This is a genomic window from Pseudomonas frederiksbergensis (genome assembly GCF_900105495.1).
Taxonomy (GTDB): Bacteria; Pseudomonadota; Gammaproteobacteria; order Pseudomonadales; family Pseudomonadaceae; genus Aquipseudomonas; species Aquipseudomonas frederiksbergensis.
In genome coordinates this window covers 3730348-3748279 of record NZ_FNTF01000002.1, presented here as the reverse complement: position 1 = coordinate 3748279, position 17932 = coordinate 3730348, and the positions used below count along the sequence as shown (strand labels likewise).

17 protein-coding genes and 1 pseudogene are annotated in these 17932 nt (G+C 59.1%); 10 read left to right on the top strand and 8 right to left on the bottom strand.

Annotated features, from left to right (window positions below; all coding sequences use genetic code 11):
* From BLW70_RS17840 to BLW70_RS31135, 4 genes and pseudogenes are all read left to right on the top strand, one after another.
* Positions 1-2115, top strand: coding sequence for a glycosyl transferase family protein (locus BLW70_RS17840; protein WP_074876102.1), 2115 nt, complete (start codon positions 1-3; stop codon positions 2113-2115).
* Positions 2112-4652 carry an NfrA family protein gene (locus BLW70_RS17835; protein ID WP_074876100.1) on the top strand — a complete coding sequence of 847 codons (2541 nt, stop codon included), beginning with the start codon at positions 2112-2114 and terminating at the stop codon, positions 4650-4652. Before BLW70_RS17840 ends, BLW70_RS17835 begins: the two co-directional genes overlap by 4 nt.
* A gap of 11 nt (positions 4653-4663) precedes the next feature.
* Positions 4664-5527: an alpha-amylase family protein gene (locus BLW70_RS17830; RefSeq protein WP_074880646.1), complete on the top strand. Its 864-nt coding sequence runs from the start codon at positions 4664-4666 to the stop codon at positions 5525-5527.
* A gap of 127 nt (positions 5528-5654) precedes the next feature.
* Positions 5655-5805, top strand: a pseudogene (locus tag BLW70_RS31135) (saccharopine dehydrogenase NADP-binding domain-containing protein); the annotation flags it as partial.
* Positions 5806-6122: 317 nt separating this feature from the next.
* Here the strand turns inward: BLW70_RS31135 and BLW70_RS30835 are convergent.
* Both BLW70_RS30835 and BLW70_RS17825 read right to left on the bottom strand, forming a co-directional pair.
* Positions 6123-6272, bottom strand: a complete 150-nt coding sequence (locus BLW70_RS30835) for a hypothetical protein (RefSeq protein ID WP_162842858.1) — start codon at positions 6270-6272, stop codon at positions 6123-6125.
* Positions 6273-6335: 63 nt separating this feature from the next.
* Positions 6336-6563, bottom strand: a complete 228-nt coding sequence (locus BLW70_RS17825; RefSeq protein WP_074876098.1) for a PLD nuclease N-terminal domain-containing protein — start codon at positions 6561-6563, stop codon at positions 6336-6338.
* A gap of 169 nt (positions 6564-6732) precedes the next feature.
* Here BLW70_RS17825 and BLW70_RS17820 point away from each other — a divergent pair, with 169 nt between their 5' ends.
* Positions 6733-7752, top strand: coding sequence for an AbrB family transcriptional regulator (locus BLW70_RS17820; RefSeq protein WP_074876096.1), 1020 nt, complete (start codon positions 6733-6735; stop codon positions 7750-7752).
* A 272-nt stretch (positions 7753-8024) separates the two neighbouring features.
* Positions 8025-8843 (top strand): diaminopimelate epimerase, encoded by an 819-nt coding sequence (gene dapF / locus BLW70_RS17815; RefSeq protein WP_074876094.1) that lies wholly within the window; start codon positions 8025-8027, stop codon positions 8841-8843.
* Positions 8844-8920: 77 nt separating this feature from the next.
* Here dapF and BLW70_RS17810 read toward each other — a convergent pair whose 3' ends face one another.
* Positions 8921-9286: an avidin-fold protein gene (locus BLW70_RS17810; RefSeq protein ID WP_074876092.1), complete on the bottom strand. Its 366-nt coding sequence runs from the start codon at positions 9284-9286 to the stop codon at positions 8921-8923.
* A gap of 196 nt (positions 9287-9482) precedes the next feature.
* On the opposite strand from BLW70_RS17810, the gene BLW70_RS17805 reads away from it, so the two are divergent.
* Positions 9483-9758, top strand: coding sequence for a hypothetical protein (locus BLW70_RS17805; RefSeq protein WP_074876091.1), 276 nt, complete (start codon positions 9483-9485; stop codon positions 9756-9758).
* Between the two features lie 50 nt (positions 9759-9808).
* Here BLW70_RS17805 and BLW70_RS17800 read toward each other — a convergent pair whose 3' ends face one another.
* Positions 9809-10363 (bottom strand): TetR/AcrR family transcriptional regulator, encoded by a 555-nt coding sequence (locus tag BLW70_RS17800; protein WP_074876089.1) that lies wholly within the window; start codon positions 10361-10363, stop codon positions 9809-9811.
* 125 nt (positions 10364-10488) lie between these two features.
* On the opposite strand from BLW70_RS17800, the gene BLW70_RS17795 reads away from it, so the two are divergent.
* Together BLW70_RS17795 and BLW70_RS17790 are read left to right on the top strand one after the other, a co-directional pair.
* Positions 10489-11109 (top strand): DJ-1/PfpI family protein, encoded by a 621-nt coding sequence (locus tag BLW70_RS17795; RefSeq protein ID WP_074880643.1) that lies wholly within the window; start codon positions 10489-10491, stop codon positions 11107-11109.
* A 60-nt stretch (positions 11110-11169) separates the two neighbouring features.
* The gene (locus BLW70_RS17790; RefSeq protein WP_074876087.1) at positions 11170-11706 is read left to right on the top strand and encodes a DUF2867 domain-containing protein; all 537 of its coding nucleotides are present in this window, start codon (positions 11170-11172) and stop codon (positions 11704-11706) included.
* A 74-nt stretch (positions 11707-11780) separates the two neighbouring features.
* Here the strand turns inward: BLW70_RS17790 and mqo are convergent, their stop codons facing one another.
* Positions 11781-13427, bottom strand: a complete 1647-nt coding sequence (gene mqo / locus BLW70_RS17785; protein ID WP_074876085.1) for a malate dehydrogenase (quinone) — start codon at positions 13425-13427, stop codon at positions 11781-11783.
* 376 nt (positions 13428-13803) lie between these two features.
* On the opposite strand from mqo, the gene ilvD reads away from it, so the two are divergent.
* Positions 13804-15486, top strand: coding sequence for a dihydroxy-acid dehydratase (gene ilvD / locus BLW70_RS17780; protein ID WP_074876084.1), 1683 nt, complete (start codon positions 13804-13806; stop codon positions 15484-15486).
* Positions 15487-15509: 23 nt separating this feature from the next.
* Here the strand turns inward: ilvD and ubiT are convergent, their stop codons facing one another.
* The 3 genes from ubiT to ubiU are packed head-to-tail and all read right to left on the bottom strand — an operon-like array spanning position 15510 to position 17870.
* Positions 15510-15980: a ubiquinone anaerobic biosynthesis accessory factor UbiT gene (ubiT, locus tag BLW70_RS17775; RefSeq protein ID WP_074876082.1), complete on the bottom strand. Its 471-nt coding sequence runs from the start codon at positions 15978-15980 to the stop codon at positions 15510-15512.
* Positions 15974-16864 carry a U32 family peptidase gene (locus BLW70_RS17770; protein ID WP_074876080.1) on the bottom strand — a complete coding sequence of 297 codons (891 nt, stop codon included), beginning with the start codon at positions 16862-16864 and terminating at the stop codon, positions 15974-15976. Before BLW70_RS17770 ends, ubiT begins: the two co-directional genes overlap by 7 nt.
* A gap of 10 nt (positions 16865-16874) precedes the next feature.
* Positions 16875-17870: a ubiquinone anaerobic biosynthesis protein UbiU gene (gene ubiU, locus BLW70_RS17765; RefSeq protein WP_074876078.1), complete on the bottom strand. Its 996-nt coding sequence runs from the start codon at positions 17868-17870 to the stop codon at positions 16875-16877.
* Positions 17871-17932: the final 62 nt, after the last annotated feature.

Genomic DNA, 17932 nt, shown 5'->3' with positions numbered 1-17932 from the left:
ATGACGTCGCTCTATTGGCCCTATTGGCTGGCCCACTACTACAGCTTCCTGGAGATCTCGACCATCGTGGTCGCGGTGCTGATCCTGATTTCCAGCCTGGACGACCTGTTTATTGACCTGTGGTACTGGTCTCGCCGCCTGTTCCGCAAGTTCACTGCGGACCGCAGGTACCGGCCGCTGACCGCCGAACAGTTGATGGCCCGTGATGAACAGCCTCTGGCAATCATGGTCCCGGCCTGGCTGGAATATGACGTCATCGCCCCGATGATCGAAAACATGGTCTCGACCCTCGATTACCAGAACTATGTGGTTTTCGTCGGCACCTACATCAACGACCAGCGCACCATCGATGAAGTGGAACGCATGCGTCGGCGTTACAAGCAGCTGCATCGCGTGGAAGTCCCGCATGCCGGGCCAACCTGCAAGGCCGACTGCCTGAACTGGGTGATCCAGGCCATCTTCCTGCACGAAAAAACCCACGGCATGACCTTCGCTGGCGTCGTGTTGCACGACAGCGAGGACGTGCTGCACCCGCTGGAGTTGCGCCTGTTCAACTACTTGCTGCCGCGCAAGGACATGATCCAGTTGCCCGTGGTTTCGCTGGAGCGCAACTGGTACGAATGGGTGGCCGGCACTTACATGGACGAATTCGCCGAATGGCATGGCAAGGATCTGGTGGTGCGTGAAAGCATGACCGACACGGTGCCATCGGCCGGAGTCGGCACCTGTTTCTCCCATCGTGCCCTGCGAGTACTGGCCGGGGAAACTCAGAACCAGCCGTTCAACACGGACAGCCTCACCGAGGACTATGACGTCGGCGCACGCCTGGCCAAGGTCGGCATGAACGCGATCTTCGTACGCTTCCCGGTGCAGTTTCGCGTGCTGCGCAAATCATGGTTTCGCAAGCCTTACGAATCGACCCTGAAGATGCCGTTGTGCGTTCGCGAATTCTTTCCCGACACCTTTCGCACTGCGTTTCGCCAGAAAGCCCGCTGGACATTGGGCATCGGCCTGCAAGGCTGGGAGCAAATGGGCTGGAGCGGCTCACTGGCCAACCGATACCTGCTGTTCCGTGACCGCAAAGGCATCGTGACGGCGTTCGTCAGCATCATCGCCTACGTGATCCTCTTGCAGTTGCTGGGCCTGATTATCCTGCGCCAGAGTGGCCTGTGGGATGTGAGCTTCCCGACCCCGTTTGAAACCAGTGGCGCGATCAAATACTTGCTGCTGGCCAACGGTATCGCGCTGGCCTGGCGTATCGCACACCGCTGCTATTTCACCACCGTGCTGTACGGCTGGCAGCATGGTTTGCTGTCCATTCCGCGGATGGTCGTGGGCAACTTTGTCAACTTCATGGCCGCCTCACGGGCCTGGCGCATGTTCCTGGTCGGCAAGGTGCTGAACCGCAAGCTGGTGTGGGACAAGACCATGCACGACTTCCCGTCCACCGACCTGGTTGCTTTCGCACCGCGCAAGTTGGGCAGCGTATTGCTGTCCTGGCAGGCGATCAACGAAACCGACCTGCAAAGCGCCCTCGCCGAACAGAAAACCCGGCACATGCCATTGGGGCGGATATTGCTCAGTAACGGCTGGCTGGATGACGAGACACTGGCTGAAGCCATTGCCTTTCAGAACGACTTGCCGCGCGTGTTCAATGTGGCGGCCATGGCTCAGGATTCCACCCAGGCCCTGGACGATGAATTCGCCCTGCGCTGGCGCGTAGTGCCGCTTGGTTTGAATGCCGACGGCCGAGCGCAAGTCGCGGTGGCCAGTCCACTGACAGCTGAAGGCCTGCAACAGATCAGCGATGAACTGGGCACCGAACCGCTACAGCTGATCGCCCGGGAAAGCGAAATCGTCGCGCAGTTGCGTCAACAGAACGTGCGTGAAGGCCAATCGGTGCCGGATGCGCGAGCGCCACTGTTGGGTGACCTGCTGATCGAAATGGGGCTACTGGATCGCGACGTGTTCAGTCGCGCCATGTTGCAGTACCGCCCACAGCATCACGGACGCATCGGCGACTATCTGGTCGACAGCGGCGTGTTGCCCCGCTCCACCATCGAAAAGGCCGTGGCCCGTCAGCACAGCCACTACCCTGAGGAACTTCCGGCATGAACCGTCCCTTCCTGACCCTAATGGCCACGGGACTGTGCCTGATACCCGCCGTTGCGCCTGCCGAGACGCTGCCATTGCCGTTGACCGGCCCGGCCTATGTCACGGCCAACGAGGCCTATAGCGCTTACGAACGCAAAGACTACGACCTGGCCATTGCCAAGGCCCGCGAGGCGTTGCGTCAGCGGGCCGATATCACCCGTTTGAACACGCTGATTACCTTGGCCCAGCGCGACAAGGATCTGCGGGATCATCCCAAACGCTACCCACAGTCGCGCCAAGCCCCGGGCTTCGGCGCCGCGGCAAAGGCGTTCAAGGCCTATGATCGCGATGACTTCGGCGCGGCTGCCCAGGCGGCACGCACCGCTGTCGCCCAGGCGCCGAAACGCATGGATTATCGGCTGCTGCTAATCGAGTCCTTGCAGCGTCAACAGCATCTGCAAGAAGCGGATCAGGCCACCACCCAGGCACTGGCGATGTTCCCGGACGACGAGACTTTGCTGCTGCGCCGTGAAGCGATTCGTCGTCAACTGGCGGCGCCGCTGGCGGTACAGGGGTATCACGCCCTGGAGCAAGGCAATGTGACCTTGGCCGTTGACCAGGCCAGGAAAGCCGTCGCCTGGGCGCCCGAGATCAGTGCCAATCAGCAACTGCTGATCAGTGCGCTGCTGGCTGGCAAGGATTACCACGGCGCCGAACAGGCTGCGTCGGCTGCATTGGCACAGAACGATGGGGACATTGCGCCGTGGATTTTGCGCAGCTACGCCCTCGACCGCCAGGGCAAAACCCGGTTAGCCCAGGCTGACCTGAATCACGCGCTGGCCGTCGATGGCCTGCCGAAAGCGGAAACCCGCCACATTCGGTTTTTCGCCGCCGACACCGCGTTGGCCCATGGCGAGCCGCAGCAGGCGCTCGATCATTTGCAGCCACTGACCGACGATGACAGCGGCGAACTGGCCCGCCGACGGACTGCCGCGCGAATGGCGTTGCGGCAGAAAAACAACGGCTTGAACGCTGTCGCCCTCTTTCCGGCACCCGCATTGAACTGTCAGGAAAGTGCCTTCGGCCTGGTCTGCAATATCTGGCCGGGCAACCGGCGCGACGGGGGAACCGACATGGCCTCCCAGGCCTACGCGGCGTTGGCCCGCAAGGCCCCCGAGACGGCAGTTGCCCTGGCGAAGGTAGCCATTGATCGCGCACCGGAAAATCCGGCCTACCGACGTCTGTTGGTCAGCGCCCTGAGTGAGCAGAAACGCTTCCCCGAAGCCATCACCGCAGCCAACGACGGCCTCAAGTTCAATGCCGATGACGCGCAACTGTTGGCCCAGCGTGGTCGTCTGCGTCAGCAATCGGGGGACGATGCCGGGGCTCGCAAGGACTTTACCCAGGCCTTGGCACTGGGCAGCTTGCCCGCTTACGAGGAGGCCAGCCTGTATGCGGCGATCGGTCAGCGCCGAACTGCGCGCGAGCGATTGCAGCAAGCGCGGGCAACGGGCGAACTGGAATCGATGAGCGACCTGCAGATCGCCTACCTGTCGGTCCAGGCGGGTGATGACGACGGCGCCCACACGTCGTTCCGCAACGCCGATGCCGATAACCGGCTCACGCCGACGGCAACGCAGGACGCGGCGTATACCGCAATGCGGGTCAATGACGACGAGCAAGCCGTCAGCTACTTCAAGCGTGTCATCGACGCACAAGCCTCCGGCGAACGGGACATGTCGGCGCAGCAGTTGTTCGATACCCGCCGCGCAGTGGCCGATGTTTCGCGCACCTGGGGCTTGACCAGCACCACCAGTTATCGCGGCAACAATTCCAGCAGTGGCCTGAGTTCAGCCCCGAGCGGCGGCAGTAGCAATGACAGCTTGCAGAACAGCACCGAACTGTCCTGGCGTCCCTTGGGCTATCGCAACGCCCGTTTTGTCGAACTCTACGGACGCGTCACCGACACGCTGTGGAGCAAGAACGGCGATTCGGACACTGGTTTCGATGCGCTGCAAGGCGCTGTCGGCGTACGGGTCAAACCGTTCACCTCGCTGAATGTGATGGCCGCGGTCGAACGCACGTTCCCGTTGGGATCGTCGGACATTGACGGTGATTGGCTGGTGCGCCTGGGCTACGGTTCAAGCATCGGCACCGATCTGCGGGTCGATGCCTCCAGCTGGTGGACCTCGCAGTTGTTCGCCGAGGCCGGGCACTACATCAACGACTCGCGAGACTATTTCAACAGCGAATGGCAGGTGGGTCGCAGCTACGCTATGGGTGGAGCAGGCTCGCGCTGGGTGAGTTTCCCGCATGTCGTGGCGGCGTTCGACTACGACTCCAAAATGAACAGTGGGACCGATGCCGATGGCAGCACCGACTCATCATCCGGCAAGGCCGGTGGCGTGGGTGTAGGTAATAACGTTCGCTACTGGTTCCGCGAGGATGCCTACAACGCTCCCCGCTCCTACGTGGATTTTTCCTTGCAGTATCGCGTGAAGGTGCTGGGTGACGATCGCGCTCAAGGCGTGTTCGGGCGCCTGACTTATTCCTATTGAAAGGCCCTGCCGTGAAAGTCTTTAACTACAACGTCAGTCGCGCGGCTGTTGCTGCGCTCCTGTTTGCCGTCACGCTTGCCGCAACGACCGGCGTGCTCTACGTGACGCGCACCCAGGCTGTCGAACCGGGGATTGTCGGCATCGTCTGGCAGCCGGACAACCAGACCGTCGGCATCAGCGGGCACTGGGAAAAACTCGGGGCTCGTGAGTTGCTGGTGCAGTGGACTGTGGTCGACGATCAGGCCTTCATTCCCGGTACCGGCTTGCCCGGCGTGCCGGTGCTACCCGATTGGGCGCGCATCGCCAAGGCGCCCTGGGCGCAGGATGTCATCCTTGGGCTGGCGGGTTATTTCAGCGAAAACCGTTCACGGGACAACATCGAGCAACTGGCTGCTGTCTCGGAACGCATCGCCAAACTGCCCACGCCGTTAAACGTCACCGGCTGGTATTTCCCCGTCGAAGTCGACCCGAGCTGGACCCGTGCCAAAGAGCTGCCCGCCCTGCTGGCCAAATTACCGCGACCGTTATGGATCAGTGTTTATGACGGCGCCAATATCGGCCCTGCCGCCACGGCCGAATGGCTCAAACGCTGGCTGCCGGATGACATCGGCGTGTTCTTCCAGGACGGCGTCGGTGTCTACGCCCGCAGCGCGCCGGTCGCCAGAACCTACGCCGACGCCTTGCGCCAGCGTCTGGGTGAAAAACGTGTGCGCATCATCGTCGAAGCCTTTCGCCCGAGTTTCGGTGGCGGATTCCGCTCCGCGACGGCCGCCGAGCTCAAGACCCAATTGGCGGCCTATGACGGTTACCCGCTCTACCTGTTCGACGGACCGCACTACGTGACCGATGAGTTGGTGGAGCAACTGGTGCGCTAATACCCATCGCCTCAATGGCACCGAAACATCCAGAAATTGTCGCACTTTAAACAGCGCTACATTTCTCGCGCAAAGATTGAATGCGGAGATTTAATCATGAGCACAACACGGCGACCAAGCCTATGACCTTGGAGTGAAAGTCATTCATATCGCCGAATACGATTTTCAGTGTACTGATCGCCGTAAAGAAATCGGAGAGTTCGTAAACACATGGTCAGTGGAAGGCTTCATCCCCGGAGGCATGCCAGCCCGCTGAACTTGGCTGGGGCAGCCATGAGTTTCCGGAGCACAGCATCAGCCGGACGACCCTTGGCAATTTCGCAATTTTCGAGCCGGCTGGTGAATGCATGAAAGAACTTCAAGATCGGTTTCGACGATGAAGGGTCGGTCATGGATCTCATTTTTCCTGGCACTTCAGCGGGTGTCCCTTACCCGGAATAGAAATGTCAGCGGCACGCGAATTGTTCCTGGCGCGTGATCTGGAGCGCTACCACCTCGATTGAGATAATCGCCTGAAGCCGTCATCGCCCCGGTCGCAATAGATCCCGCTGCTCCAAATCGTATTTCAACGTCTCTCCTTCATCGTCCTGGGGCATTACTTGCTCTGTTCAGCCTTACCTTCTTGCATCTGCACCGATGATTTGGTGCCGTCGGTATTTTGCTTGGTTGTATTTTTTGAGCTATCGAAGCAACCCTGCAGCAGAAACAGGCTGCCGAGGGTAAGGCACACGTATAGTTTTTTCATGGCTGTCTCCTGCTTTGGTAAATTTCAAAAAACCTTCAACGCTGTCGACAAACGGACAAGGTTTTATCCTTTGCTGTGTTCCTGCGAGGTTGGCCCCTCCTTGATTCCGCGCGGCCCTGCAACACCCCAAACGATCAATCCAAACACTGGAAAGAGGATGAGGCCGATAGCCCAAGCCGCTTTCACCCCCACCGTTTTGTCGCTGCGAAACACACTGATGATGGCCCAAAGGTCAACGAGCAGAATGAACACCGCGACAGCGATTGAAAAATAGCTGGTAGCTTCAGACATGATTTGGCCCTCCTGCGATTACTACTGATTAGGTCTCAGCCGAAGACAGGGGTTCAACTCGGGTTTTGCCACGAAAGGGATGTCACTTGACGCTTCAGACCGTTAGGTGGGACAACGTGCGTGGCCCGGATGCAAGCGTTGGGTTCAACAGGAATCAAGGAAGACTCATTTGAAAACCCTACTGTGTTTGCTGATCGCCAGCGGCGTCGGCACCGCGCTGCAATATGCCGGTCTCCCCCATGGCCTGTTGCTTGGTTCAATACTCGCCACTGCGTTGATCGCCAGTAACTTGCGTTTTTCCCCAACGCTGCATTTCAGCCTTGGCTACGTGCAAATCGTATTGGGGATCGCGACCGGCCTGATGTTCACCTCGTGGAACAGCCAAACGGCGGCCGCCATGTTGCCGAGCCTGGGCTTCATGCTGCTGGGCTTGATGGTCCAGAGCACCGTGGCTGGTTTGTGGCTGATGAAGGTTTCGGGATGGAATCCGAAGGACTCCTTGTTAGCCGTGTATCCGGGAGCACTCGCCGCCGTATTTGATTTACTCGAGTCCGAGTGCGCATCCGGCAAAGTGATCGTCGTGCATCTGGTGCGACTGCTGTCGATCACCGTGCTGGTCAGTTTCTGCATTCCCGGACAGACCGACGTGCCACTTGCCCAGACCAGCCCGCTGCTCATGAGCACGGTGCTGATCCTGCTGTCGCTGATCGCCTTGTGCCTGTTGTTCGGCCGTTTGCTGCTGCGCGTTGGCGTTCCAGCACCGTTCATGCTCACCGCGATCATTGTCACCGGCGTTTACATGAAAATGGGCTATCTCCAGGCCTTCCACCTGCCGTCATGGAGTGTCAACACCGCCGTGGTCCTCCTTGGCGTGCTGATCGGCTCGAAATTCAAAGACATCAGCCTCGCAGAACTTGTCCGCCACGGCCGAGCCGGGTTGGTGGCCGTCGCCTTGATGTTGCTGATCGCCGCGGCGTTTGCCGCAATGGCCGGACGGGTACTGGGCAGCGATCCGTTGTCGTTGTGGCTGGCGTACATGCCTGGCGCCATCGAAACCATTACCCTCGTCGCCTTCAGTGGCGGGCTGAATGTGGTGTTCATCCTGACCCATCACCTGGCGCGCATGGTGGTGCTGCACTTTGCGCCGGCGCTGGTCGTTCAGGCACGGCACTGGCGAGAAGACGTTTGATCGCCGGAAGGACTAAGCCGGAGAGATCGTGGCCAGGGCACCAATCAGAATGGTCAACACCAGAAATCCGCCCAGGAAAATCGCCATCTTGCCCATTGGGCCTCCTACATTATGAGTTTGCGGTGCAGCGTTCGCCGCGAGTGCGGAGCGTGCCGTTATTGTGAGCCGGCGGCTGTGTGCGTTACAGATGCAGATAGCGCAGGAAAATACGGATCAGAACACCGAGTTGGGGCTGGATCGCCTTTAAACATCAATTGCGCCAGGATCTTTTTATGCCGCTGAGTTTTCAAAAAATGCACGCCAATGGCGATGACTTCGTTGTAGTGGACTCACGAAACGCGGCTAACCCAATGACAAGTGCCCTGGCTCGGCAAATGGGTGATCGGAACCGAGGCGTCGGATTCAATCAACTCGCGGTGGTGCTCGATTGCGATGATGCCGATGCACGTTTGATGTTTTGGAATGCTGATGGCTCCACACTGGATGTTTGTGGCAGCGCCACGCGGGGCGCCGCGCATATGCTGATGCGCGAATCGAACAGCACTTCGATAGCGCTCCGAACCAACCGTGGTCTACTCACTTGCGAACGAACTTCAATCGGCGCAATTTCCGTCAATATGGGAGAGCCGCTTTTCGGCTGGTCGGATATTCCCCTGGCTCTGGAACTGGACACTGCTGTTTTGCCACTTACCGGTGACCCAACAGCTTGCAGCATGGGAAATCCGCACTGCACCTATTTCGTGGAGGATCTAACAGCCATCGATATAGCGACCATCGGCCCGACAATTGAAACCAATCCCCTGTTTCCACGCAGGACGAACGTGCATTTCGTCCAGATCATCGACCGAAAACACATTCGGTTGCGCATTTGGGAGCGCTGGGGTGGCATTCCGCTCGGTTCAGGTTCCTGCTCTTGCGGTGCCGCTGTTAACGGAATTCGTCGTGGCTTGTTAGATAACTCCGTTGAGGTTGAATGTGATGGCGGAACCGTAACGGTTCAATGGGATGGCGTGGGACCTGTGTTTCTCATCGGACCGGTCGAGGCGACTTTTTCGGGAGTATTCATGGATGGTTTATTGCACGTTTTATAGCTGCTTTATCATGGTCATCAGGGGAGTTGATCCTTTACGAAAACACCCTGCGGAATTATCAAAAAAATACTTAACCGCTACGCGACAAGCTCGACATAGCTCGACTCCCCACCTCCAGTCGCGCCCGACAGCCAACCCCATACGAAGGTCAGCGTGGTACGTCCTGCGTGATCAATGCCTACCGTGCCCCGGGACCAGCCGGAAAGAATCTCACCATCCGTAGTCAGGCACTGATAAAGAAGCTCAATGGTATCGGGGCCCGTCGCACGTCCGACTTGATTACCCAGGCGGATATGGCCGCCCTTGTAAGTACCCCAAACAGCATTTTCCTCGACATGGTAGTGAAATATTGTGCGTGCATCGGACAGCCCTTGGGCGTTGTCTGTTACTGAAAATCGGCGATTGTTCAAACGCTCGCTGATTTGAGAAAAGTGGATTTCCATAATTGTCGCGTCCTTTAGTCGAGATGTATCAATCCAGTCTTCAGTGATCTTAAGCCACATTATCGTGACAGAAGAAGGCACTGCTTTGGCCCGATGGAGCTGCGAACTCGGGAGACACCGTTTGTCAGCTTCTTAGCACCTTCCCTTTCCCGCTTTTTCCAACGCTGTACATCCCCTCACACGGCAGGCCCATCTGATGAACAGGACAATTGCTGCACTCACCATCGCAGGCCTGTTCGCCTGCCCGCTTTTCTCACTTGCGACCGAAAAGGTCACTGAAGATGCTGCTGTGCCACCTGCCACGCTCCCCGGAATCAATCAGACCCAGGGCACTGAATCCAAAGAGGAAAAGGCCGACAAAAAAGGTGAGGAAGCTTCGGGTTCAAACTCCGGCGCCGACCCGGAAGCGATGGAAAAAGATGCGGCCACCTCTAGCGATTCGGAGGACATTGAGCAAAAACCAACGCAGTAGCGTTATGACGGATGCGAAGTCTCCATTAATCGCTATTGTTACAGCGCGCGTCAGGCCCGCCACGGTGGAAGAGCCCCTTCGAAAAGAGAAAAGGCTCGATGCATGAAACTGTTGAAGCGAGCGGCATCGCGCCGCAGCCCTGCCTGTTGACCACCAATCAGGCACATATGGGCCACAAGCCCGATCACTTCTGCTTCGCCTGGCAGATGGACCAAGCGGCGGCAAGTTCGTATCGCGAAGTCCAGACGTCTAGTATCCACACGCTGCTGAAACTCGCCTACCAACGGATCGTGCAGCGACCAGGCTCGGATGGCAACTTCCCGCCCAGGTTGTTTCTCAGCGGCAATATTCAAGTAGCGTTTCAAGGTTTCGCCCGCACTACGACCCTGCGCCGCATAAGCGAGCATGCGCTCCGTGTAGTCTTCTTCCCAAGCGGCCAGCAAGGTGCGGACAAAGTCTTCGCGATTGCGGAAATGGTGATAGAACGATCCGCGGGTCACATTCAATCGGCGCGATAGGCTCTCGGCCGAAACGCCAACATGCCCTATTTGGTCGAGGGCCTCAAAACCAGCCGCGATCCAATGGTTACGAGTTAGTGTGCTCACCAGTTTTTTCGCTCCATATTTAGCGCCATACAGACTGTGTATGGTGCGCAACCGATTGATACGCTGCGAACACCAGCAAAGATGGCCGTTGCGTTTTGCACGCCGCACTTTTCATGGAGCTCGCCTTGAAAAAAATCGTTCTGGTTGCTTTCGACCAATTCACTGATATCGACCTGTTCCTGATGTGGGACATCTTAGGCCGTAACACTGAGGACTGGCACGTCCGAATATTGGGTTCCAGCGCTATCGTGCGATCGGCGCACGGCTTGCCTGTTTCGGTGCACGGTCCGCTTTCCGAGGCCAATAGTGCTGACGCGGTATTGTTCGTCAGCGGCAAGGAAGGGATACCCGCTGCACTTGCCGCCCCGGATTTCCTGCCGTCGTTTGAACTTGACTCCAAGCGCCAGCGAATCGGCTCCATATGCGCCGGAGCGTTCATTCTCGAGCGGCTTGGGCTGCTCAACGGCCAAGCCACTACACACCCGGATGCACGATCGGGATTACAAGCTCTGGGACTTGAGTCCGTGAATCAGCCTCTTGTATGCCAGGGAAACGTTGCAACCGCTGGCGGATGCCTTTCGGCGCTCTATCTGGTGGGATGGCTGGTTGAATCCTGGTTCGATGCCGACAAGCGCCGGGCGACGTTGCTCCCTGTTCTGCCAACTGGGCAGCAAGCGCTCTATGATGCTTTGATCGGACTCAGTATCCGACAAGGAGAAGTTGGTGCCTCGTGCCGGACAGCCTAAGCAGGAAACGCGACATGGCATGTCGTCCAATCAGTAGTTGGAACTCAGGAGAGATCACCGATGCCCCGAGAATTTGAGCTCATTAAGTCCGTGCCAGTCCCCTCGAGGTCCGGCATCACCCACCTTTACAAGTCGATGAACCTGGCGGACGCTTTTGCGATTCGGCTGCCTGCGGGCACATCCGGCAATCCAGATTTGCTTGCTCGATTCATCCTTTCCCACCAGCCATCCTGGATCGGATGGCTCATGAAAGTCCGGGACACTATCGTTGCCTGTTTTGGTCTCAAGACAGCCAGACAGTTGGCATCACTTGCCAATCGGGTTGGAATCTTCAAGGTCTACAGCACGAACCACACTGAAATCGTGTTGGGAGAGGATGACAAGCACCTCGACTTCCGGATATCGATCCTGTGTTCTGGAGAGGCAGAGCCAGAAGGCAGTCGCCAACTCGTTTTTTCAACCGTGGTCCACTGCCACAACCGCTTAGGCCGGGCCTACATCTTTGTTATTGCCCCCTTTCACCGCATGGTTGTTAAGGCCAGTCTCCTTCGTGCAGCGCGAATTGGTTGGCCACTGGCTACCTGCCCCCAAGGCTGAGAGCGCTGACCCATCACGCACAAAAAAGCCCACTGACCGTCACCGGTTCAGTGGGCTTTTGATCAGGCCTCTAGTTACAGAGCCATATCCGTCGCAGCATTAGCCTTCGGCGCCTTGGCCGGAGCAGCCGGAGCAGCCGCCGGAGCCGCCATCTGACCAATCGCCGGTGGCGGAGTCAGCTCCAGCACCTTGGAGGTGTAAGCCCACTCTTCAGCCACTTTCGCAGGGTTGCCATTCAACTGAGTGCCATAGCTCGGCACGATCTGGTGCAGCTTTTCCTGCCAGGCAGGCGATGCAACCTTGTCCTTGAACACCTTCTGCAGCACGGTCAGCATGATCGGTGCGGCAGTCGATGCACCCGGCGATGCGCCCAGCAGACCAGCGATGGTGCCGTCTTGCGAGGCAACGATCTCGGTACCCAGCTTCAGCACGCCACCGGCGGCTTCATCACGCTTGATGATCTGCACGCGTTGGCCGGCTTGCCACAGGCGCCAGTCTTCAGCTTTGGCGTTCGGGAAGTATTCTTTCAGGGCGTTGAGGCGGTCTTCATCAGACAGCATCAGTTGGCCAGCAAGGTACTCGACCAGCGGGTACTCCTTGATGCCGACCTTGGTCATTGGCCACACGTTGTGCGTGGTGGTAGTGGTCAGCAGGTCCAGGTACGAGCCTTCTTTGAGGAACTTGGTGCTGAAGGTCGCAAATGGGCCAAACAGGATGACGCGCTTGCCGTCCAGGACGCGGGTGTCCAGGTGCGGAACCGACATTGGCGGTGCGCCAACGGAGGCTTTGCCGTAGGCCTTGGCCAGGTGTTGCTCGGCCAGGGTCGGGTTCTCGGTCACGAGGAACGAGCCGCCTACCGGGAAGCCTGCGTATTCCTTGGCTTCAGGAATACCGGACTTCTGCAGCAGGTGCAGTGCACCGCCGCCCGCGCCGATGAACACGAACTTGGCGTCGGTTTCGGTTTTGCTGCCGTCTTTGAGGTTTTTGTAGCTGACGCGCCAGGTGCCGTCTTCGTTCTTGGTGATGTCTTGCACTTCGCTAGACAGTTTCAAGTCGAATTTCGGCGTGGTTTGCAGGTGCGCAACGAACTGGCGGGTGATCTCGCCGAAGTTGACGTCGGTCCCGATAGGAGACCAGGTGGCCGCGACTTTCTGGTTCGGGTCACGCCCTTCCATCATCAGCGGAACCCACTTCTTGATCACAGCCGGGTCTTCGGAATACTGCATGCCAGCGAACAGCGGGCTCGCTTGCAAGGCTTCGTAGCGCTTTTTCAGGAACTTGATGTTGTCATCGCCCCACACGAAGCTCATGTGCGGCGTGGAGTTGATGAACGAACGCGGATTCTTCAGCACGCCTTGCTGAACCTGCCAGGCCCAGAACTGACGGGAGATCTGGAAGGCTTCGTTGATTTCAACGGCTTTCGGGATCTGAACGTTGCCTTTATCGTCTTCCGGGGTGTAGTTCAACTCGGCCAGGGCGGAGTGACCGGTACCGGCGTTGTTCCAGCCATTGGAGCTTTCCAGGGCGACGCCGTCGAGGCGCTCGATCATTTCCATCGAAGTGCCAGGTTCCAGCTCATTGAGCCAGACACCGAGGGTCGCGCTCATGATGCCGCCGCCAATGAGCAGTACATCGACTTTCTTTGCCTCTTCCGCGTGAACGGACGTGATCCCCATCGACAAAGCCAGCCCCAGCAGGGCCGTGTTCATTTTTTTAAACATGTGTAGCACCTATGATAAAACGCCATCCGCCCTTCCATCCCCATGCTTGAGGCCCCGGTTCACGGCATGCAGGCAGCATGCAGTGGGTTGCGCTCGCAAAGGGATTGGAGGGTGGGCACACAAGGCCGACGTGTCTCCATCGACCTCAGTTTATATGTCCCTACTGAACTGACTTCTTATCGTTATTGGCTTCAGCTACTTGAGCGACAGTGATTCTGTTGGCGCGTCTCAAGGACACGCAAACTGAATAGGTCAAAGCAAGTTGGGGCGAAGAATATCACGACACGGCAAACCCGCGCGTCTGTTCCCGACTTGATAGTCTGCCCCGGCCACTATACTCATCGTGCTTTTCTCGATGAGCCGGTGAGGAGATGTCATGAGCGACAAGGTTGATCTGCGCAAATATTCCTCCCAAGTGGTCGACGGCGTAGAACGCGCGCCCGGCCGCTCGATGCTGCGGGCCGTGGGTTTTACGGACGAAGACTTCAAGAAACCGCAGATCGGCATCGCCTCGACCTGGGCGATGGTCACGCCCTGCAACATGCACATCGACAAACTGGCCATTGAAGCCGAAAAAGGCGCGAATGCCGCTGGGGCCAAGGGCGTCATTTTCAACACCATCACCATTTCCGACGGCATCGCCAACGGCACCGAAGGCATGAAGTATTCGCTGGTATCGCGTGAAGTGATCGCCGATTCCATTGAAGTGGTGGCCGGCTGCGAAGGCTTTGACGGCCTGGTCACCGTGGGCGGATGTGACAAGAACATGCCGGGGTGCCTGATCGGTATGGCGCGGCTGAATCGCCCTTCCATCTTCGTCTATGGCGGCACCATCCGGCCGGGCGCCGGCCACACCGATATCATTTCGGTGTTCGAGGCCGTGGGTCAGCACGCACGGGGCGATATCAGCGAGATTCAAGTCAAGCACATCGAGGAAGTGGCGATTCCGGGCCCTGGCTCCTGCGGCGGCATGTACACCGCCAACACCATGGCGTCCGCGATTGAGGCGTTGGGCATGAGCCTGCCCGGTTCCAGCTCTCAGGACGCCGTCGGCAGCGACAAGGCGTCGGACAGTTTCCGCGCTGGCCAGCAGGTCATGGAGCTGCTCAAGCGAGACATCAAACCGCGCGACATCATGACCCGCAAGGCGTTTGAAAATGCCATTCGAGTGGTGATCGCCCTCGCCGGCTCGACCAATGCCGTGCTGCACCTTCTGGCGATGGCGCATGCCGTGGATGTCGAGCTGACGCTGGATGATTTCGTCGAGCTGGGCAAGGTGTCCCCGGTGGTGGCCGACCTGCGTCCCAGCGGCCAATACATGATGAGCGAACTGGTGGCCATCGGCGGCATCCAGCCGCTGATGAAGCGTATGCTCGCCGCCGGCATGCTGCATGGCGATGCGCTGACAGTCACCGGCAAGACCCTGGCCGAAAACCTGGAAAACGTACCTGACTACCCCGCAGACCAGGACGTGATCCTGCCTTTCGACCAACCGATCAAAAAAGACTCCCATTTGGTGGTGTTGCGCGGCAACCTTTCGCCAACCGGCGCCGTGGCCAAGATCACCGGCAAGGAAGGCCTGCGCTTTGAAGGCACGGCGCGGGTCTATCACGGTGAGGAAGGTGCGCTGGCCGGCATCCTCAACGGTGAAGTCAAGGCCGGCGATGTGATCGTGATCCGCTACGAAGGCCCCAAGGGCGGGCCCGGCATGCGCGAAATGCTTTCGCCGACGTCAGCGGTCATGGGCAAGGGACTGGGCAAGGACGTTGCGCTCATCACCGATGGCCGTTTCTCCGGCGGCTCACACGGGTTCGTGGTGGGCCATATCACGCCCGAAGCCTTTGACGGCGGGCCGATCGCGCTGATTGAAGACGGCGACAAGATCACCATCGACGCCGAAACACGGCAGATTACGGTCGATGTCTCCGACGCCGAACTGGCCGAGCGCAAAACCCGTTGGGTGCGCCCGGAACCCAAGTACAAACGCGGTGTGTTGGCCAAATACGCGAAGACCGTGTCCAGCGCCTCGGAAGGCGCCGTAACGGACAAATATCTCTAGGCGTTGAGGAAATGGCCTGGCGGTTACCCCGCCGCCAGTCCCTTCCCGGCCCGCTCCAGATTGCGCCACAACCAAACCGGCAGAACATCTGGGTCAAGGCTGTCGATCAGGTTCTTCAATGCCAACCCCAACTCCGTATCGCCCTCAATCACCAAACGCCGGCGAAAGAACAACGTGTCCGGATCTTCCTGACGGCTCGCCAGCAATAGAAACTCGCGCCAGTTACCACTGATCGTCACATGCGCCGTGGCGTGTTCGGCAATTCGCAACCCGTCACGAGTCAACGTCAGGAACCACGACAACCCCAGGTCCGGGATCCGCAAGCACAACCAACGCCCGCGCAAAACCTCAAACTCGCCATCGCGTAACGGCCCGGCGAGGCAGCGATTGAGCGCCTGTTGCAACGCCAGGCGCTGCACCGCAAATGGCACCCGGCGCACCAACGGCAACAACCGGTCGGCGCCTTTCAGCAGCCATTTCTTTCGATTCAACACAGGCCAACCTCCTCGACGCGCAACATGCCGGCCTGGCCATGCCAATAGCCATTGCAACCGTCGACGAACAACGGCGGTGTCTCGCCCAAACGAACCCGTTGATAGGCCGCGATCACCTCGGCCATGCCCTGAGCGCGGGGGCTCAGACGCAACAGATCGGCGCCACAGGCCACCAGCCCGGAGTAATCCGCCAGCAGATTGGTCACCTCCGCTGACATCGTTTGAATACCGTTGATGGTGAACAACGCCTGCCCTTCCTGACTGGTCAGCGGCAAGCCATCGGGGTAGTTGAGGCAGCAAAACCGGCAGTCGTCCTTGGGCAGGTTTTCCGCCCGTGCGGTGAAGCAGCGAGCGGAATAGGCCAACGGCAAATGCCCATAGGCAAAGATCTCGACTTCCGGCACCTCGCGGCCCAGTTCGCGCACTTGCTCGAGCACATCGCCAATCAGCGCCGCGGAGCATTCCACCGGCGGCACCCACCGGGTCATCCCGCAGTCCAGCAGTTGCGCGAGGGTATGACCGTTGTACACATTCAGTGCCGGACCGCCCACGAATGGCAACTTGCGCTCGGCCAGAAACTGCACCGCGCCCATGTCGTTGGCTTCCACCAGCAATTGGCCGTTGTCGCACAGCCGCCGCAGGCTGGACAGTTCGGAGGCCGCTTCGATCAGCGTCAGGCTGGAGATCACTAACTGTGCCTGGCTGCATTCCTGCAACTCGCGCCCCAGCCCTAGCCATTGATCCAGCGAAAAGGCCCGGCGTTTCGAACACACGGTTTCGCCCAGGTAAATCACGTCCAGCGGCAAGGCCGACATTTCGGCGTAAAAGTTGCTGAGTTGCTCTTTGTCCCAATAAAACAGGACCGGTCCAAGGCTGAGTTTCATGTCGCCTCCCTCATTGCCATGATCGATGATAAGCACCCAGGGTGGTCTGGCTGCCTTCGGACAAACCGGCCAGTACCTTGCGCCATTCCTCCTTGACCCGAAAACTGCCCGGCGAGCCACGATGGGCATCCAGTGCCGCACGCCAGACGCGGGTGACTTGTTCGACATAGGCCGGGCTGCGTTGCCGGCCTTCGATTTTGACCGCCTCGACGCCGATGGCCGTCAATTCCGGCAGCAAGTCCAGGGTGTCGAGGCTGGTAGGTTCTTCCAGCGCATGAAAGCGTTTGCCGCCGACCAGGAAACGGCCCTTGCACAGAGTCGGGTAACCGGCGGGTTCTTCGGGGGTGTAACGGTCGATCAGCACTTCACTGAGCCGCGCGCTCAAGCCTTCGGCGTCGTCGCTCCAGCGCACCGCTTTGGCCGGTGAGCAGACGCCGCAGAGGTTCGGCGACTCGCCGGTGATGTAGGACGACAGATGGCAACGCCCTTCGGCCATGATGCACAAGCTGCCGAAGCCAAACACTTCGATGGGCACCGGGCTGCTCGCGGCGACCTGGCGCACTTGCGCCAAGGACAACACCCGCGGCAGCACCGCACGTCGAATGCCGTAGCGTTGCGCGTAAAATTCCAGCGCCGCAGCATGGGTCGCCGAACCCTGGACTGACAGGTGCAGCGCCAGTTGCGGATGGCGCTGGCTGGCGTAGTTGAGTACTCCGGGGTCGGCGGCGATCAACGCATCCACACCGAAATCGGCGGCGCGATCGACCGCCCGTTGCCAGCGTTCCCAGCCCTTGGGTTGCGGGTAGGTGTTGACCGCGACGTAGAGTTTGCGTTGATGCTGGCGGATGTGGGCGACCGCCGCGTCGAACTGTTTGTCGTCCATGTTCAGCCCCGCGAAGTGCCGGGCATTGGTGTCATCGCGAAAACCGACATACACGGCATCGGCGCCTTCGCGCACCGCCGCTTTTAGCGCAGGCAGGTTCCCTGCCGGGCAGACCAGTTGCATGGGTGATCCTCATGGAAAAACGCGCTGCCAGTCTAGCGAGACCGGCAGGCGCGGCCTTGACG